Here is a 17,207-nt window from a genome sequence, read left to right as displayed (position 1 = left end):
CGCGTGGTTACAGCGTGCGCTGGAAGAATGGTGCTAGCACACCGATAGCTTCGGCAATTGGGGACTCACCGTCATAGAGATCCATGTGATTTGCGCCGTCAACGACATACATTTGTTTGTCGCTACTGGCAGCGCGCGCCATCAAGTCATCACTCATCCACTTACTGCCGGCATCACTACCGACAACGGTAAGCAGGGGTTGAGTCAAAAACGCCTCTGCCTTGAAGAAGGCATCGTAGGTAATGATTTGCGTCAGACTGCGTGCTGTCGCAAAGCCCGGCGCAGTGCAATAAGCTGCGCGATCGGTGTGGTAGTATTCCCACGCTTGGCGCAGTTCTTCGTTAGGTGCGTCTTCTTCTTTTAACGGTGCCATTGGAATGGTGGCGATTTCTGCGCCGCTAGCATCTGAAGTTCTGGCACCAGAGCCTGCCTCTATGTATGGCAGAGCATCGCTATCCTTAACACTGTTATCCCAGCCGTTGCGGAACATCTGACCGATATTAACCATACTCACGGTACCGACCGCTTTAATGCGGCGATCGTTTATCGCGGCATTGGCTGTGTAGCCTGCGCCCGCACAGATGCCCATGGCTCCGATGCGATCGTTATCTACATAGTTCAGCGTTGTAAGGTAATCAATCACAGCGCTAACATCTTCGGTGCGCACATGTGGGTTTTCCAGCTGACGAGGCTCACCTGTGCTTTCGCCCTGGTAAGAAGCATCATATGCGATAGCGATAAAACCGTTTTCGGCCAGTTTCTTAGCGTAAGTGCCCGCAGTCTGTTCTTTTACACCGCCGCCAGGATGAGAAACGACGATCGCTGGGTAGGTTTTGCTTTCATCGAAATCGGCAGGAAAGTTGATCAGCCCAGCTAGGGTGATATCTAGGCCATTGGTATTTGGAAAGGTAACTCGGTTCATCTGCTTTACTCCGTACTCGTTATCGGTAGCAGGAGAGAAATTACCTTCAAGTATCTGCCCTCCCGACTTACGATTCAGTATAGGAATCACAGCAGAGATGGGTTTGCACAAAGTGATTTATTGATTGCCTAAAATGACATATTCGCTCAAAGATAAAATAGGAGTCAGACAAACAATTGCAGTTAAGAAGCTGAATCTTATGAGAAAATTAAATAAGCGTGACAGCCTGGGCAGGCTGAAAACGTCAAATTATCCGTTTTGCCAAAATATAGGTGTTAACAATATATAGGTATTACCAAGAGACTCTTAAGTTAGCGTCGTAGGATTTACAAGCCATGAGACGCTTAAATGGGACAGTACGAGTATTAGCCTGAAACAACGTTAGCAACTCTTACTTTAAAATTACAACCAACCAAGTCAGCCAGCTACCAGCTTACATTATCGCGACCAGCATCCTTTGCCCTGTAAAGCGCAGCGTCTGCATCGTGTAGCATCTGCGTCAGGCTCTTACCCGGCTCAAATGAGCTTAGGCCACAGCTAAAAGTGATCTGCAGCGCGTCATCACCTATCTGAAAACGATTTTGTCTTATGGCATCACAATAGACCTGTGCACGGGCCTCAAGATAAGTCTCGAAGTCTTGGCCTGTGCCAAAGGTACGATTAACCAAGACGACAAACTCTTCGCCGCCCCAACGCATCAGCACATCTTCGGGATCCTGCTGTTGCTTTAAGGTCGCCGCAATATGGCGCAGCGCATCATCGCCGACCATGTGGCCGTAGGTGTCGTTGATCAACTTGAAATAATCGACATCGATAAGGATGACGCCCAGTTCTCCCTGCTGCTGACTACAGGCGTGATATAGGCGCTCGCCAATGGCGATACCCTCGCGGCGGTTATAAAACTGCGTGAGATCGTCATAAATTGCATGGTGTGTCAGTTGGGCTTCCAGCGCCTTTAACTCTGTGATATCGAATATTACACCGATTAGGCCGGCCACCTCACCACGATTGTCGTTAAAACTTGTCTTATGAAAACGCACAAAGACAGAATCACCTTCACGGGTCTTTATCTGTTTCTCATAGATCTGCACGCCAGGATTGTCGAATAACGCCTGATCGGCGCGTTGGTAGACTTCGGCGAGCTCCTCGTCGAACAGCTCATAGACGCTCTTACCAATTAATTCGTCCCGGGTGAGTTTAATGAAGGATTCAAATGCCTTGTTGCAGCCCAGATAGACGCCTGCCTTATCTTTATAGAAGATAGGCACAGGCAAGGTATCCAATGTCAGTTGCAACAGATAGCTGTCACTGGCCAGACATTGGAGCAGATCTGGGTGTAGATTGGGCGCATCATACGGCATATTTAGGGTCTCTTCTTGTTTAAATTGACGTTCCCTGTACCTAACAAGAGTATAGTTGTGTTAACTACGAGTGCTATATTAACAAGTTATCTCGGCGCTGCGGGGTTTATCGGACCGTTTTTGTGGTCCTGAATCGTCAAAATAATCATCTTGAGCCGCTTTACTTCGAAAGCGTTAACGATTTGTACATATATTGAGCGAACAAATCAATTGGCGCGCCTAAATACCTCTTTCAACATAAAAAATGATTGTAAATTGAAAAATGAGCTGCCTACACTGGGGTTAACATTTGTCATATGAGGGCACTCGCCTATGTCCATTTCTCCTCTTGCCAGTGACAAGCTTTATCGTTCTTCTACACTTGCCCTACTCGATCCCAGCATTAAATCGACTAAACAGCTGACGCCGCTCAACGAAATTGTCGGCCAGGAACGCGCCCAACAGGCGGTAGAATTTGCCATGTCGATGAAAGATAAGGGCTATAACATCTACGCCATCGGCCGAAATGGTCTGGGTAAACGTACTATGGTAATGCGTTACCTGGACAGATATGACCCCAACGGGCATCACCAACTCTTCGATTGGTGCTATGTGGTCAATTTCGACGATGCCCGCACGCCTAAGGTGCTTAAACTACCTCGTGGTCAGGCCCAGGCCTTCAAGGCTGATATCGAAAACTTAATGAAGCGCCTGGTTAAGGCCCTGCCCTTGGCCTTTGACAATGAGCTTTACTATTCGCGGGCCGAGAAACTAAAGACACAGCTGGCCGAGAAGCAAGAATCGGCGCTGGGGCAGATAACCAAAGAGGCGGCCGCGAAGCAGATCAGCCTGTCTATCAATCCCCAAGGCAGCTACGAGCTGGTCGCCATGAATGGTGAGGAGCCGCACACCGAATCCAGTTTTGCCGAGCTAAGCAGTAAGGAACAGGCGAAGCTTGAGAAAAATATCGGGTCCCTCGAATCTAAGCTTAGGGAAGTGGTACGCAAGTTTACCGCCTGGGAAGAGAGTTATTCGGACAAACAGCAGAAGCATGACGAGCAGGTGGCTCAGGAAGTCTTGGTGCATCTGCTTGACTCCCTTAAGGAGCGTTACGCGCAATATCCCGAGGTTAAGGCGCACCTAAATGAGATGCACAAAGATATCTTAGATAATCTGGACATCTTCCTCGAGCAAAATGAGGAGCAGATCGCCCTCTCCTACGCCTCCCTAGCTAAGAAGATGCCGAGGCGCTATCAGGTCAATGTGTTAGTTAATCATGCCGATATCCCCATGCCCATAGTGATTGAGGAGAGCCCTAACTATCACAACATCTTCGGCTATATAGAAAACGCCACTTATAAGGGCACTATCTTTTCCGATTTTTCCTTGATTCGCCCAGGCAGCCTGCATAAGGCCAACGGCGGCGTGCTGATGATTGACGCCATCAAGGTACTGGAACAACCCTACGTATGGGACGGCTTGAAGCGCGCCCTGCGCTCTCGTAAGTTGAGTCTCAGCTCATTGGAGCGTGAGGTGACGCTATCGGGTACCATCTCGCTGGACCCAGAGGCCATACCATTAGATGTGAAGATCATTTTGTTTGGCGATTATCAGACCTATCAGCTGCTGCAACATTATGATCCTGAATTTAAAGAGCTATTTCGAGTCACCGCCGACTTTGAAGATGAGATGCCACGTACCGACGCCTCCGAGGTGCAGTACGCGAAATTTATCTCCAGCATAGTGGTGGGCAACAAGATGCTGCACTGTGACCGCGGCGCCATAAAACGTGTCATAGAGTTCAGCGCCCGTCAGGCCGATGCGCAAAATAAGCTATCCCTGCACTCGGCGGACATTGCCAACCTGCTGCGGGAATCTAATTATGTGGCCAGGACGAGTAAGTCCAATATGATCCGCGCAGGCCATGTTGAGCAGGCACTGCATAATCATGAGCTCAGGGTCTGTCGCCTACGTGATCATGTGATGCAGAGCTTTATCAATGGCACCACGCTCATCGATACCCAAGATAGTGTGGTAGGTCAGATCAACGCGTTGTCTGTGGTAGCAACCTCAGATCATCAGTTCGGTGCTCCCAGCCGTATCACCGCCAGTGTCTCACTCGGTGAAGGCGCCGTGTTCGATATCGAGCGCAAGGTTGAACTCGGCGGTCAGATCCACTCCAAGGGGGTGATGATTCTAACGGCGTATCTCGCGACGATTTTCGGTCAGACGGATAAGATACCGCTAACCACTCACCTCACCTTCGAACAAAACTATTCGGGTGTCGACGGTGATAGCGCCTCAATGGCGGAACTGTGCGCCATCGTTTCCGCCTTTGCCAAGGTGCCACTGCGCCAGGATGTTGCCATCACAGGTTCGATGAACCAGTTTGGTCAGGCACAGCCCATTGGCGGCGTGAATGAGAAGATCGAGGGCTTCTTTGATGTCTGTAAGATCAAGGGACGTCATAAAGGCCAAGGGGTGATCATTCCGCGCACCAATGTGCAAAACCTGATGCTTAGAGCCGATATCGTCGATGCCGTTAGCGAGGGAGAGTTCTCCATCTGGGCGATCGATCATGTCAATGAAGCGGTCGAGATCTTAACGGGTATTCCGGCTGGTGAACGTGATTTTGAGTTCGAAGACTATCCGAAGGACAGCCTCTACGCCATGGCCGATGCCAGACTGCAGAAACTAAGGGACCATGTAAAGCGTACCCAAAAGGCTAAGGTCTAGGAGCGAAGATTTAAGGAAAAAATGTTAAGGGTTAGGGGTTTTGGCTTTCGGAATAAGCGCCGATTTGAGACTAGAACCCCAATCATTAGCCAATAAAAAAGCCGGTATTTTACCGGCTTTTTTATCTTCTCAATCACTTAGTCACTTAGTCACATTAGTCACTTAGCAAATGCTAAGAACATTGCCATTAAGGTTAAGTTATTAAGCTTTAGCTATTAAGCGAAGGCTTCTTGCAGCGGCGGAACCACCTGCTTCTTGCGGCTGAGTACGCCATCTAACCATACGCGGCCGTTTTCAGTTGCTTTGCCATAGGCGCGCTCGGTGAGGTCGGCATCATCAGACACGACCAGCATCTCAGAGCCTTCTTTCATGATATCGGTCAGCAGCAAAAGCACGCTGTGGCGATTGCCTTCAGCCTTAAGCGCCGCGATATCGGCTTCGAGTTCAGTCTTAACCTTATCGAATACTGATAGATCGATAACTTCAAGCTGACCAATACCGACCAGGTTACCGTTCATGTTGAAGTCTTTAAAGTCACGCATCACAAGATCGCGAACCGGCGTGCCTTCGACAGCCGACTTAACCTTGAACATCTCCATGCCAAGCGCCTTGTAGTCTTCGATACCGGCAATCTCTGCCAGGGCTTCGACACACTTGATATCGGCCGTGGTGCAAGTTGGCGACTTAAAGATCACTGTATCGCTCAGGATGGCGCACATCATGATGCCGGCGATATCTTTAGGGATCTCGACATTGTAGAAGTCGTACATCATCTTGATCACTGTGTTACTGCAGCCCACAGGACGGATCCAACACTCAAGCGGTGTAGAGGTCGTCAGGTCGCCCAGTTTGTGGTGATCGACGATACCGACAATAGTGGCCTCGGCAATATCGTCCGGTGCTTGGGTAAGCTCAGAGTGGTCAACGATGTATACCTGCTCACCGGCGTAGTGCTCTTTATACAGCGGGGCTTCAAAACCAAAGCGTTCCAGGATAAAGGCGGTCTCTGGCGATGGCTCACCCAGTCTTGCGGCAATGGCTTCTTCACCGATCTGGTTTTTAAGGTAAGCCAGTGCAATCGCACCACAAATTGAATCTGAATCTGGGATCTTATGACCCACAACGTACATTGGCATAATTAACTCTCACAGTAAATTTTGCGGCATTTTACCAAAAGGAAAATCAATTTACATTACTCCCCTGCCTTTAATTGGTTAGACGCTAGTCTAATGCAGGGGTTCAAGATAAATGTAACGCCCCAATAGGGGCTAAATAAACGCTAATATGGATAGCCTAACGGAAAATGCCCTTTATCTTAGGTCTATCGGATAGATAAGGTGCTAAACCTTGCTGCCCATAAGCTAGCTTGCGTTAAACCGCCATGCTGTATAACACCACCTCAACCTCGCCCTCCGGGGTGTCGACGCTAGTATTTTTAATATACTCCATGCCAAGCTTGGTCATGATATTGATTGACCCCTTATTATCCGGGTCTGCGATGGCGCTGAAATGGGTGATTGCCTTGCCATTACCACTAGACTGCTTAACTAGCGCGTTGCAAACCGCCTTGGCAGCCTCTGTGGCGTAGCCCTTTCCCCAACTCACTTGCGCAAAACGCCAACCCACCTCGAGATCCGAATGCTTTGGTTCCTCGGTATAGAAATCCATCGGCCGCACCAGGATCCAGCCGATAAAGGTATCGCCAAGGTCCGATTCGCTGGCTAACGTAGTAACTTTCCAGAGACCCCATCCCGTGTCGCTATTGGAAAAGCCTTGGATACGCGGGATAAAGTAGTCTTCAATTTCTGCCATGGTCGAAGGCTTGCCGCCATTGATATAACGCATTACCTCGGGATCTAGATTTAAATCATAGAGCAGCTGGGCGTCTTGCTCGGTGATCATCTCAAACCTTAATCTCTGGCTATCGGCTATCTTCATCTTTTACTCCCTTATTTCCAACAGATAACGAACCGAGCATCATAACCTTGGGATAACAAGCAGGTAAATAGAAACCTTACTTAGTGTCTAGTAGCGTTAGATTTCAAACCCGTGTCACTTAAACTTAGCTTGCTAGCTGAATTTCCTTGCTGGGTTTGCCGAACAATTGCGCAGTTACCAGATTGTTACACTGCCACGACTTACATCTTCAACCACCTTTAGTTAGTATGGAGTGAGCGTCAAAGTCATGACAGAGATTGTGATTTTGACGCGCCCTTTTTCTAAAGGGCATGATTTTTAAGATAATAACTAATACAAACGTACATAATTTACAGACGTTGATCGTTTCACTTTGTTTATTCGGGTAGCTTATTCATGTCTTTCAATACGGCCCTGTCATCATTCGCCGTGTGCTGCTGCGCACTCCTTTTCAATGCCTCGACAATGGCCCAGTCTTATCAACACCTAGGCAAAAGTTTTCAGCAAAATTTTAAGAAGCAGCTAAAGGCGAACAAAGTACCCGGCGGCGCCTTTGTGATCGTCCAGGGCGACAACATAGTTACTCTGGATACCTATGGTAAACGCCATCAAGGCGGTAGCAAGAAGATCAATGCCGATACTGTGTTTCGCCTGGCATCCGTCTCAAAAACCTTTGCCGGGGCACTGGCGAGTCAACTGGTGCACGAACATAAACTCAGCTGGCAACAACCTATCAATCAATACCTTCCTGACTTTTCCCTGGCTAAGCCTGCCGATAGTCAGGCGATCACCTTGGGCCATGTGATAGGCCAAAGCACGGGCCTGATGCCAAACAGCTACGATAACCTGGTTAATGCCAATGTTAAGTTAAACAAAATCATTCCCAAATTTGCCGAGCTGACCCCAATATGCCCACCGGGTGTCTGTTACAGCTATCAAAACGTCGCCTTCTCATTTATCGAGCAGGCAATCGAACAGGAAAGCGGCCAGCCTTATGAAGAGTTGATCGACAAACGTATCTTCGCCCCGCTTGCCATGAAGACGGCCTCTATTGGCTATGAGGCCTTTACTCATACCAGCAATCGCGCCGAGCCTCATATCAAGACGAAACATGGATTTAAGCAGGTAAAGGTAAAACCTAACTACTATCAGCTGGCGCCAGCGGCTGGAGTCAATGCCAGTATCAAGGATATGGCTAAGTGGCTCATGGCTAACATGGGGCATGAACCTAAGGTGCTGTCGCCTCAGGTCCTTGAAGATATCACTACTCCAGGGGTTCGCACCACTAAGGAGCTGCGCCGCCGCGATTGGAAACCCTATCTTGATGATGCTCACTACGGCAAGGGCTGGCGCATCTACCAGTTTAACGGCCATCGGCTGATCTACCACGCCGGTTGGGTCGCAGGTTATGTGACCGAAGTGGCCTACTCGCCAGAGCTGGATATTGGGATTGCTATCTTGCTCAACGGTGAGTCACGAGTAATCAGCGCTCTCGGCGCAGAGTTTTGGCAACAGGTGTTCGCCACTAAGCAAAGTTAATGGCTAAGGACTGACGTTAAAACTTACTCGTCTATTCGACCCAATATGACTTAAGATGACTCTTGCGTTACCCATTAATAACAATAAGGAAAACCTATGATGTCGCAGCGCCCCTATGATGTTTCTCAGCAAAGAGCATCTTTGTCCCTGCTAGTCCTAACCAAACCATTGAGCACACTTGCACTGGCCTTGGCGGTTGTACTGCCTAGCTTTGCTCAAGCTCAAGCTCAAGTCGAAAATCAAGCAGAGGCCCAAGTTCAGGCCCAAACTCATCAACAAGAGCAAGACACCTTGCTACTTGCTAAAGGCTATGTGGACGTCGCTGAGGGAAAGACTATCGAAGATGTAGCCATAGTGGTGCGCGGCAATCAGATTGTCTCGGTCGGCCATCAAGGCAGTGTGGCTAAGCTAGGTAGTGTGGCTATGCAAGGCGATTATCGAGTGGTCGACCTTAAGGATAAGTATCTGTTACCTGGGGTCATGGATATGCATGTGCATCTCTCCAGCGACGCCGAAGATAACTTTCTCGAATCGATGAATTACTCCATTCCGAGACAGACGGTGAAGGCGGTCAAGAATGCCCGTAATACCCTGATGGCAGGTTTTACCACGGTGCGGGACCTAGGTGCCTCTGGTTACTCGGTTATCGCAACGCGCGATGCCATCGACGCTGGTGAGATCCCCGGGCCCCGCATCTGGGCCGTTGGCCATGCGCTGAGTATCACTGGCGGCCATTGTGACGATAACTTTGCCGCGCCAGAGGCGCATAGTGTCGCAGGTGGTGTCGCCGATGGCCCCTGGGCTGTCAGGCAGAAGGTGCGCGAAAATATCAAATATGGCGCCAATGCTATAAAGATCTGCGCCACCGGCGGCGTTTTTTCAAAGGGAACCAAGGTCGGCGTGCAGCAATATAGCGAGCAAGAACTGGCCGCGGCAGCCGACGAGGCCCATCGTCGCGGTTTAGTCATTGCCGCTCATGCCCACGGCACCAGCGGCATCAAGGCCGCTATTCGCGCTGGCATAGATAGCATTGAACACTGCAGCTTTATGGATGAGCAGGCGATTAAGATGGCGGTTAAAGCCGGAACCTACCTGTCCTGCGACATCTACAATACCGAATATACCCTGGCCTTTGGCGAAGCCAATGGTGTCCCTCAGGCCAACATAGAGAAAGAGAAACAAGTCTCTAAGGCCCAGCGTGATAGTTTCAGGCGCGCCACCCTAGCCGGGGCTAAGATGGTGTTTGGCTCGGATGCGGCCATCTATCCCCATGGCGACAATGGTAAACAGTTCTCACGTATGGTTACCTTTGGGATGACGCCAGCCCAGGCGCTGCAGGCCGCGACCGTTAACAGTGCGGCGTTGATCCAGCAAGAAGACCATCTCGGCCAGCTCAAGCCTGGCTTCTATGCCGACATCATCGCCGTGGATGGCGATCCTTTAGTAGATATATCACTGATGGAACGGGTGAGCTTCGTTATGAAGGATGGTGTGACCTACAAAGATTAGTCCGTAGGGGCATTTGTCTGTTGGCTAGTTGTCTCAATAGCGAATAAGTCGGCAAGTTAATAGGTAAATGTCCCTATGCGTATCCTTGCTTCTCAGGCTCGGCCAGTAGATACAATAAGCGTGTCAGTAAGAACAAACGAGATAGTAATTGTGAGATGCAAAACACCTATCTCGACCCGTTGAGCTACACTAACTAACATTCAGGTCCCAAACCTCAGGCGAGCCGTGTAACACTCAGCTCGCCCCAACTCTGGCAAAACGCCCAACGATTTTGTTTACAAAAATAGATGGCCTGATACCTGTTGTAGCTCACGGTATCCAGAGCAATAGACTGATTTGAACTGTTATCAATTTGGCTTGGCGTACCACAGCCCATTAAGAGAAAGAGAAATAGCACGAGTGAGTAGCCGCCCGAAGAGAAACTATGCCCACTTATGCGCAAGTTTCTATGTAGAGGTATATTTAACATAGCTACTCCTTATTTTGTTTGATGCTACACCCCGTTGCGCAAAAGCCAATATCGAAGAACCTCGACTCAAACACGCCAACCTCTGGCATAGCCCCTTATTTCACTATATGAGAATATTCCCCTCGGCGCAAAAATCAGACAAGCTTGTGACTTTAAGGCTCTACTTTAACGTTTACTTTAAAGTCTTTAGGAAAGCGGCTTTCAAACTGTCGAGTGGCGCCAGATCTTTAGGGCTCTTGCGGCTGCGGCTATAGAGGGATGATTCGATAAACAGCGAGAACCAGGCTGACAGACTGGCTGCATTCTCGGGCTCTGCGGCAGCGCTAAGTACAAGACTCGCCACCTCGGCGGTACCGAGCTGAAAATCACGACTTCCCTTACGTAGGCCATATCGCGCCGCGGCGTCCGGTGCAAACGACAGCATGGGCAGATGGTGCAGATATTCACTCTTGTTAAACATCTTGATCGCCTCACGCCAGCTGCCATCGAGCAGCACAAACAGCGGGCGTTTGATTTCCGAGGCTAAGCGCGTTTTCAGCGCTACATCGGGCACCACTGCTTGAGATGGCATGGCATATTCGCTGGGGAAAACCAGATAAGGTTGATATTCGGAAGATTCGAGTAGTGCCATGAGCTTGCGATTAGTTCGGGTGCGATCCCAGATATAGGCATGGGTATCGGGGATCAGATCCGCAATTAGGCGCCCGGAATTACTGGGTTTTAACACCTCATCGTCATACATCACCAGCAAAAAACTAACCTCGGATTGCAACAGCGCGCGGGTATCACAGGTGCAGTAGCGCTGAGCCAGCAGGCAGGCCTCACAGCGCTCAAGGTTTTTCCCCCGGGCATTATAGGGCCGGGTAGAGATCGCCTTTCGATATTGGTAGCGCTGATGTACCGCGTGGGGAGGAAGTGTCATTGGATAACCTATTAAAAACTTGGGGCTTACTCGTCATGGCTTGCCTGGTTAAGTATAACCCGGGCAGAACCATTCAAATCTCATTCATAAAAAAGGCGAACCATGATGTTCGCCTGTTTCTATGCTAACTCATTATCTATGCGCGGCGACAACGATTCGCCTTCTTGTTTTACAAGATACGGCGTAGCAGGAAATCGGCGCGCAGACGTCTGATACGATTCATGATCTTGCGTACCGGCTTAGGATAGTTATTCAGGGTATCTATCTGGCTGTAATGATAGAGACGCTCTGTATGCTCGAGGATGTGCGCCTGCTCCTGTTTGAACTCTTCGGTCCAGGCTTGGGTTTCATCTTGCAGCAATAAGCCGTTCTCTAAATCCAGCGCCCAAGCCCTTGGATTGAGATTAGAGCCAGTGATCAGATGCAGGCGATCATCGGCGCTAATCCCTTTAAGGTGATAGCTGTTGCGATCATGCTTCCACAGATGAATGTTGAGTAGCCCGGCATCGATGGCCCATTGCTGACGCTTGGCAAATTTACGCAGCGACTGCTCGTACATGTAGGGCAAGGCGCCGATAGTCGAAAACTTCTCCTCCGGCGGAATGTAAAAGTCATTAGCCGTCTTGTCGCCCACTACGATGTCGATTCGTTTGCCTTTTCGCAGGTGCTTAGCAAGCGCTCTGGAGAGAATATAAGGCGGATTAAAATAGGGGGTGCAGATAAACAGCGAGCGCTGAGACTGGGATACCAGATCGATCACTAGCTTGTTTAACTTATTCTTCTTGCGCCCTAAACCAACCACAGGTGTGATGCGATTGCCCGACTTGGTACTCGCAAAACGATAGTTGGCCTTAGCCAGACGCTGTTTCAGGCTGCGAACATCATTTTTTTCCGGCAGCTTTTCGGTCGCCCTATCTTGGGTGAGCGAGGTCACGGCTCTGTCACTGGCGATGTACTCCATCACCATGTTACGCATGGATTCTGCCAATGGCTTAGATTCGATTACATGGTAACGGTCGAAACGGTATTTCTCGCCCTGGTGCAGATAGATGTTATTCAGGCTGGCACCGCTGTAGATGACGGTGTCATCTATGATGAAGCCTTTAAGGTGGAGTACGCCCATAAATTCGCGGGACTTTACCGGTACGCCAAGAATATTGATCGGATGCTCTGCGGCGTTAACCACCTCTTGATACATGAGGTAGTTGCCGCTGTCACCCTTATGGCCGATAAGCCCACGTCTGGCACGATGAAAATCAACCAAAACGGTAATATCCAATTCGGGTCTGGCGGCCTTGGCCGCCATCAGGGCAGCCAACACTTCCCTGCCCGCCTCATCATCTTCAAGATAGAGTGCGGCAAGGGTGATCGCTCGTTTAGCGTTCGCGATCTGTTTGAGTAGTTCGGCTTTAAGCGCCGCAGGCGTTAGCAACCAACGTATGGCGTCGGCGGGTAACGCAATTCCACCTAGCTTATCCAGCAAGGTATCCTCCTTTAAAAATGCTGCCCATCACGGTAGTAGCATTGTGGCGTGAGCGCCATAAACATGATTGAGATATGTTTTGCAGGCGAATAGTGCGCTAATACGGCCTGACGAATGATCTGCTCTACTGCGTGACGAATTTCGGGATCTTTAGGAAACCAGAGCACCTCGACTTGCACGAATGTCGTATCGACCTTGCCGGCGCGATAGCTGACGCTTGGCTCCCAGTCTAAGGTGAAGCTCTCAGCCTTGATTTGACAAAGGTTTGCAAGCTCATCGAGTAAGGTCTCACTGATTCGACATACCGCCTCTTGCGGTAAACCGCGCATACGAATGTGTGGCATACTGGTTCCATCCCAAATCTTAAGGGGTAGAAATTACCCATTTACCGGGTTTGGGGCAAGGGTTTTCTGTTGTTGTCAGTCGCACTTGAGACAAACCGGGTTAAAATTAAGCAGAATCAGCGGCTAAAGTGCTAAGTTTTGCATCCTTAGTCTTAATTCTCGTTTAACGCTCCGACATTGGGCGTAAAACACCTTACAATAGGCTTATCTGTCTTCGTTTAGGTTCCAGCATGAATAAAACCATTCTTCTTACCTTGGCAATAACCCTGTTAGCCGCATGGGGCATCTTTCATTTTAAGGCGCAGCTCGGTTTTATGGTGCTGCCGCTCTTTATTGTATTAGTGCTATTTGTCACCCTTCGTTTATACCGTTTGATGGAAAAAGATGAGCCTTCAATGGACGATTAGCCAAAACCGAAAACAAGGAACTGTTTCGACGCTTATGTTTACAAGATTGACTAGCGGGCTTACCGCCCTTCCCCTTAATTTCCCAAGCTTGCTGACTAAGGCGATTCCGGCTGCAAAACCTTTCGCCTTGTCTTTAGCTGTCGCGGCTGCCTTAATACCCGCAGCCAGCAATGCCGGGACCGACGCTAATACCAATACTAAGCAGCTTGATAGCAAGGGTTATGATAATCAAAGCTATTATGACAACCTCTTGTCGGTGATCGCGCCGCCTCACTCGCAACTGTCTATTTGGGCTCAAGATCTCAGCACCGACGCGATACTGTATCAGCACAACGCCGATACCCTGTTGCTGCCTGCCAGTACGCAAAAATTACTCACGGCCGTCGCCGCGATGCGGGTATTGGGTGAAGAGTTCAGCTTTGCGACCCAATTTTCAACCAAGGGGCGCTTGTCTCACGGTGTGTTAACGGGCGATCTCTATCTCTCCTTTAGTGGCGACCCCACCTTAACCACAGACGATCTACGAGCTATGTTAAAGAGCTTGAAAGATGCAGGCATTCATACCGTTAAAGGGAACCTCTTGCTTGTGGGGCAAGCCAAGGAGCAGACGCGAGCCCCCGGCTGGGTGTGGGACGATCTAGGGATCTGCTACGCTGCGCCAGTTTCCAGCTTTATCGTCAATCAAAATTGCGTCAAGGGCCAGTTAAAGCCAAAGCTGGCAAGCAGCGCCAGCCAACTCAACTTTCCGCGATATCTGCCCATCAAGGTGTCGACAACGGCGGTGTTTGATAAGACGCAACAAGAGCCCTTCTGTGAACTCAACTTAGCTAGGTTGCCCGATAACCATTACCACATCAGTGGCTGTTATCCGGGTGATAAGCCGCTTAATCTGGCTATCGCCGTGGATGATCCAGCGCTCTACGCTAAAGAGATGCTAACGCGCATGTTAAAGAGTGCCCACATTAAAATGAGCGGACAAGTAGCTATCGCCCACAGAACGCCGATAGGCCTTAAGCCCTTAGTGACCCACAAATCGGAAGGACTTGAGGCGCTCCTTCGTACCATGCTGCTCGATTCAGATAACTTGATTGCCGACAGCCTGTTTAAAGCCGTAGGCGCACACTATTACAAGGTGCCAGAAAGCTTTCATGCAGGTGCCAGGGCCGTTAAGGCGATACTCGAGGCGGACGGGATAGATCTCAGCCACTCGCAGATCATCGATGGCTCGGGCCTTTCTCGCTATAACCTTATCTCGGCCCGGCAACTGGCCGAGGTTCTGGGCCTGATGGCGAAGGATGAAAAATTACGCCCCCTCATTGAGCTGCTGCCGGTCGCCGGGGTTAGCGGTACCCTCAACTATAAGCCCGGCTTTCATCAAGTTCCCTTGATGAATAAGGTTTCTGCCAAGACAGGTTCGATGCAGGGTGTCGATAATTTAGCGGGCTACCTTTCACTCGATACAGGTCACCAATTGCTCTTCGTGGTCATGGAAAATGGCCAGAGCCAGAAGAGCAAGAAACAAAGCCCTGCCCCCTTTAGCGCCCTCTTTCTGCAAAGCCTGCTGGATAACCCACAGCAAACAGTCAAAAGCCAAGGCGATGAGAATGGAGATGAAAAAAACAATTCAAAGACGCTCAGTGCGCAATAACATGCGCCCTATAACGCGTGCTTAGTTAAATGTGAGAAATAAAAAAACGCCCGGACCTAATGAACCGGGCGTTTTTCCTCTGCTTTAAGTTAACGACTAGAACAACTCTTCTGCCATAGCCATCACGCTGGCATCGCCGGCGTTGACCTGCGCCAGATGGTAGTCGACCTTAGGCAGCAGTTTGGCCAGATAGAAATCGGCCAGCTGTTGTTTCGCCGTGCTGAAGCTTGCATCTTGGTGATCGGCAGCCCTATCGGCCATCAATAACCAGAAATAGCCATAGACCAGATGACCAAAGGCATCGAGGAAATCGACGGCGCAGGCATTGATCAAAGCCGGATTGCTTAACTTGTTGGCGTTGATATATTCGCCGCTCGCCAGCAAGGCATCGAAACGTGATGTGATAAGCGCCTTTTGCGCATCCGTAACATGGGTCATGGCTGCCAGCTGACTCTGGCACTCGCCAACAAACTCAGTCAATGTACGCAGATCGTCTCCTGTGGTCTTTCTACCCAGAAAATCGATGGCTTGAATACCATTAGTACCCTCGTAGATCTGCGCGATGCGGGTGTCACGAACCAGCTGCTCGATACCCGTCTCGCGAATATAACCGTGACCACCAAACACCTGCTGTGCCATCACGGCGGCATCCAGGCCTCTGTCACTCAAGAACGCCTTGGCAACGGGTGTAAGCAGGCCGACATAGCGCGCCGCCTTCTCCTGCAACTCTCCCTCGGCATGTTTAGCGAGATCCAGTTGCTGACCGGTAAACACCGACAGTGCGCGCCCGGCTTCTGTATAACAGCGTATGGTCATTAGCATGCGGCGCACGTCACCGTGTACCAGGATAGGATCACTGGCATTGTCGCTGCCACCTGCGGCCTGGCCCTGTAGACGCTCCTTGGCATAATCGCTGGCCATCTGGTAGGCAGCCTGAGAAGTGCCTAGGCCCTGAATACCAATCGCCAGACGCTCATAGTTCATCATGGTGAACATGCACACTAAGCCGCGGTTTGCCTTACCGATCAGATAACCCTGGGCATCGTCAAAGTTCATCACACAGGTCGCCGAGCCCTTAAGCCCCATCTTGTGCTCAATTGAGCCAACGGTCACACCGTTGGTTTCGCCCAGCTCGCCGTTATCATCCACCTTGATCTTAGGCACTAAGAAGAGTGAGATACCGTTTGAGTCCGGCAGTTTTGCCAGTACCAAGTGAATAACGTTTTCGGTGAGGTCATGGTCGCCGCCAGTGATGAAAATCTTACTGCCAGAGATAAGATAGCTGCCATCATCCTGTGGTATCGCCTTGGTGCGGATGTTACGCAGATCTGAACCTGCCTGTGGCTCTGTCATGTCCATGGCGCCGGCCCATTGACCCGAATAGAGGTTAGGCAGGTACTTCTCTTTTAGCTCGTCACTGCAATGGGCATTGATACAGAGGGCTGCACCCGCGGTGAGTGAACCATATAAGGTAAAGGCGTTACAGGCGCTATAGGCCATCTCATCGACCAGCACGCCAAGCATCTTAGGCATGCCCATGCCGCCAAACTCAGGATCGCCGCATAGCCCTACCCAACCGCCTTCGGCATATTGGTCATAAACCTCACGATAGCCATCGGGTGTGATCACCTTAGCATCTTCAAAGCTTACGCCTTGCTCGTCACCGGGACGGTTAATAGGATGGATAAGATCACGTGAGATCTTCTCCGCCTCATCGAGGATCGCCGTTGCCGTATCCATATCGACGGTCTCGGCCAATGCCGCTAGTTCACCCCAAGTTTGTGGAGCATCGAACACGCGCTCCAACAGAAATTTCATGTCGGCTAACGGCGCCTGGTATGGATTCATCTCGCCTCTCTCAAACGTAAGATTAAAACAGTTGTTTTAATCTATCTCAGTTACGGCTGAGAATAAAGCCCTTTAGTCAAATATTGTCCGCCAGCGCAAATAAAAAAGCCGCGCGTAATTTGC

The 17,207-nt window shown here is 50.1% G+C and carries 13 protein-coding genes; 5 read left to right on the top strand and 8 right to left on the bottom strand.

Translation table 11 applies throughout. From position 1 onward, the window contains the following. Positions 1 to 7: 7 nt before the first annotated feature. Positions 8 to 922, bottom strand: coding sequence for an alpha/beta hydrolase (locus tag K0J45_RS10080; protein WP_220045173.1), 915 nt, complete (start codon positions 920 to 922; stop codon positions 8 to 10). A 425-nt stretch (positions 923 to 1,347) separates the two neighbouring features. Next, positions 1,348 to 2,283, bottom strand: a complete 936-nt coding sequence (locus K0J45_RS10075) for a GGDEF domain-containing protein (RefSeq protein ID WP_220045172.1) — start codon at positions 2,281 to 2,283, stop codon at positions 1,348 to 1,350. A 312-nt stretch (positions 2,284 to 2,595) separates the two neighbouring features. On the opposite strand from K0J45_RS10075, the gene K0J45_RS10070 reads away from it, so the two are divergent. Continuing rightward, positions 2,596 to 4,998: a Lon protease family protein gene (locus K0J45_RS10070; RefSeq protein WP_220045171.1), complete on the top strand. Its 2,403-nt coding sequence runs from the start codon at positions 2,596 to 2,598 to the stop codon at positions 4,996 to 4,998. A 215-nt stretch (positions 4,999 to 5,213) separates the two neighbouring features. Here K0J45_RS10070 and K0J45_RS10065 read toward each other — a convergent pair whose 3' ends face one another. After that, the gene (locus tag K0J45_RS10065; RefSeq protein ID WP_220045170.1) at positions 5,214 to 6,134 is read right to left on the bottom strand and encodes a manganese-dependent inorganic pyrophosphatase; all 921 of its coding nucleotides are present in this window, start codon (positions 6,132 to 6,134) and stop codon (positions 5,214 to 5,216) included. Between the two features lie 235 nt (positions 6,135 to 6,369). Continuing rightward, the gene (locus K0J45_RS10060) at positions 6,370 to 6,936 is read right to left on the bottom strand and encodes a GNAT family N-acetyltransferase (protein WP_220045169.1); all 567 of its coding nucleotides are present in this window, start codon (positions 6,934 to 6,936) and stop codon (positions 6,370 to 6,372) included. 375 nt (positions 6,937 to 7,311) lie between these two features. Between K0J45_RS10060 and K0J45_RS10055 the strand changes: the two genes are divergently transcribed. Both K0J45_RS10055 and K0J45_RS10050 read left to right on the top strand, forming a co-directional pair. Further along, positions 7,312 to 8,454 (top strand): serine hydrolase domain-containing protein, encoded by a 1,143-nt coding sequence (locus tag K0J45_RS10055; protein ID WP_220045168.1) that lies wholly within the window; start codon positions 7,312 to 7,314, stop codon positions 8,452 to 8,454. 96 nt (positions 8,455 to 8,550) lie between these two features. Further along, positions 8,551 to 9,963, top strand: a complete 1,413-nt coding sequence (locus K0J45_RS10050; RefSeq protein ID WP_258406810.1) for a Xaa-Pro dipeptidase — start codon at positions 8,551 to 8,553, stop codon at positions 9,961 to 9,963. Between the two features lie 641 nt (positions 9,964 to 10,604). On the opposite strand, the gene K0J45_RS10045 is transcribed toward K0J45_RS10050, so the two are convergent. The 3 genes from K0J45_RS10045 to K0J45_RS10035 form a co-directional block, all read right to left on the bottom strand. After that, on the bottom strand, positions 10,605 to 11,354 hold the full coding sequence (locus tag K0J45_RS10045; protein ID WP_220045167.1) for a tRNA-uridine aminocarboxypropyltransferase: 750 nt from the start codon (positions 11,352 to 11,354) through the stop codon (positions 10,605 to 10,607). A gap of 169 nt (positions 11,355 to 11,523) precedes the next feature. Then, a complete protein-coding gene (gene pssA / locus K0J45_RS10040) occupies positions 11,524 to 12,837 on the bottom strand; it encodes a CDP-diacylglycerol--serine O-phosphatidyltransferase (RefSeq protein ID WP_220045166.1) in 1,314 nt (437 codons plus the stop codon). Positions 12,838 to 12,848: 11 nt separating this feature from the next. Further along, complete coding sequence (locus K0J45_RS10035) at positions 12,849 to 13,181, bottom strand: DUF1904 domain-containing protein (RefSeq protein ID WP_011865762.1); 333 nt, start codon at positions 13,179 to 13,181, stop codon at positions 12,849 to 12,851. 230 nt (positions 13,182 to 13,411) lie between these two features. Here K0J45_RS10035 and K0J45_RS10030 point away from each other — a divergent pair, with 230 nt between their 5' ends. Both K0J45_RS10030 and dacB read left to right on the top strand, forming a co-directional pair. After that, complete coding sequence (locus K0J45_RS10030; RefSeq protein WP_220045165.1) at positions 13,412 to 13,588, top strand: hypothetical protein; 177 nt, start codon at positions 13,412 to 13,414, stop codon at positions 13,586 to 13,588. A 34-nt stretch (positions 13,589 to 13,622) separates the two neighbouring features. After that, positions 13,623 to 15,236, top strand: coding sequence for a D-alanyl-D-alanine carboxypeptidase/D-alanyl-D-alanine endopeptidase (dacB, locus tag K0J45_RS10025; RefSeq protein ID WP_220045164.1), 1,614 nt, complete (start codon positions 13,623 to 13,625; stop codon positions 15,234 to 15,236). Positions 15,237 to 15,332: 96 nt separating this feature from the next. Here the strand turns inward: dacB and K0J45_RS10020 are convergent, their stop codons facing one another. Continuing rightward, positions 15,333 to 17,084, bottom strand: a complete 1,752-nt coding sequence (locus K0J45_RS10020) for an acyl-CoA dehydrogenase family protein (RefSeq protein ID WP_220045163.1) — start codon at positions 17,082 to 17,084, stop codon at positions 15,333 to 15,335. Positions 17,085 to 17,207 lie beyond the last annotated feature (123 nt).

The organism is Shewanella alkalitolerans, from assembly GCF_019457575.1.
Lineage (GTDB): Bacteria > Pseudomonadota > Gammaproteobacteria > Enterobacterales > Shewanellaceae > Shewanella > Shewanella loihica.
This window is presented reverse-complemented; position numbering and strand designations above follow the sequence as displayed.

Coding starts and splice junctions, on each gene's coding strand:
- K0J45_RS10080 (WP_220045173.1), bottom strand. CDS start 922: ATGAACCGAGTTACCTTTCCAAATACCAATGGCCTAGATATCACCCTA.
- K0J45_RS10075 (WP_220045172.1), bottom strand. CDS start 2,283: ATGCCGTATGATGCGCCCAATCTACACCCAGATCTGCTCCAATGTCTG.
- K0J45_RS10070 (WP_220045171.1), top strand. CDS start 2,596: ATGTCCATTTCTCCTCTTGCCAGTGACAAGCTTTATCGTTCTTCTACA.
- K0J45_RS10065 (WP_220045170.1), bottom strand. CDS start 6,134: ATGCCAATGTACGTTGTGGGTCATAAGATCCCAGATTCAGATTCAATT.
- K0J45_RS10060 (WP_220045169.1), bottom strand. CDS start 6,936: ATGAAGATAGCCGATAGCCAGAGATTAAGGTTTGAGATGATCACCGAG.
- K0J45_RS10055 (WP_220045168.1), top strand. CDS start 7,312: ATGTCTTTCAATACGGCCCTGTCATCATTCGCCGTGTGCTGCTGCGCA.
- K0J45_RS10050 (WP_258406810.1), top strand. CDS start 8,551: ATGATGTCGCAGCGCCCCTATGATGTTTCTCAGCAAAGAGCATCTTTG.
- K0J45_RS10045 (WP_220045167.1), bottom strand. CDS start 11,354: ATGACACTTCCTCCCCACGCGGTACATCAGCGCTACCAATATCGAAAG.
- K0J45_RS10035 (WP_011865762.1), bottom strand. CDS start 13,181: ATGCCACACATTCGTATGCGCGGTTTACCGCAAGAGGCGGTATGTCGA.
- K0J45_RS10030 (WP_220045165.1), top strand. CDS start 13,412: ATGAATAAAACCATTCTTCTTACCTTGGCAATAACCCTGTTAGCCGCA.
- dacB (WP_220045164.1), top strand. CDS start 13,623: ATGTTTACAAGATTGACTAGCGGGCTTACCGCCCTTCCCCTTAATTTC.
- K0J45_RS10020 (WP_220045163.1), bottom strand. CDS start 17,084: ATGAATCCATACCAGGCGCCGTTAGCCGACATGAAATTTCTGTTGGAG.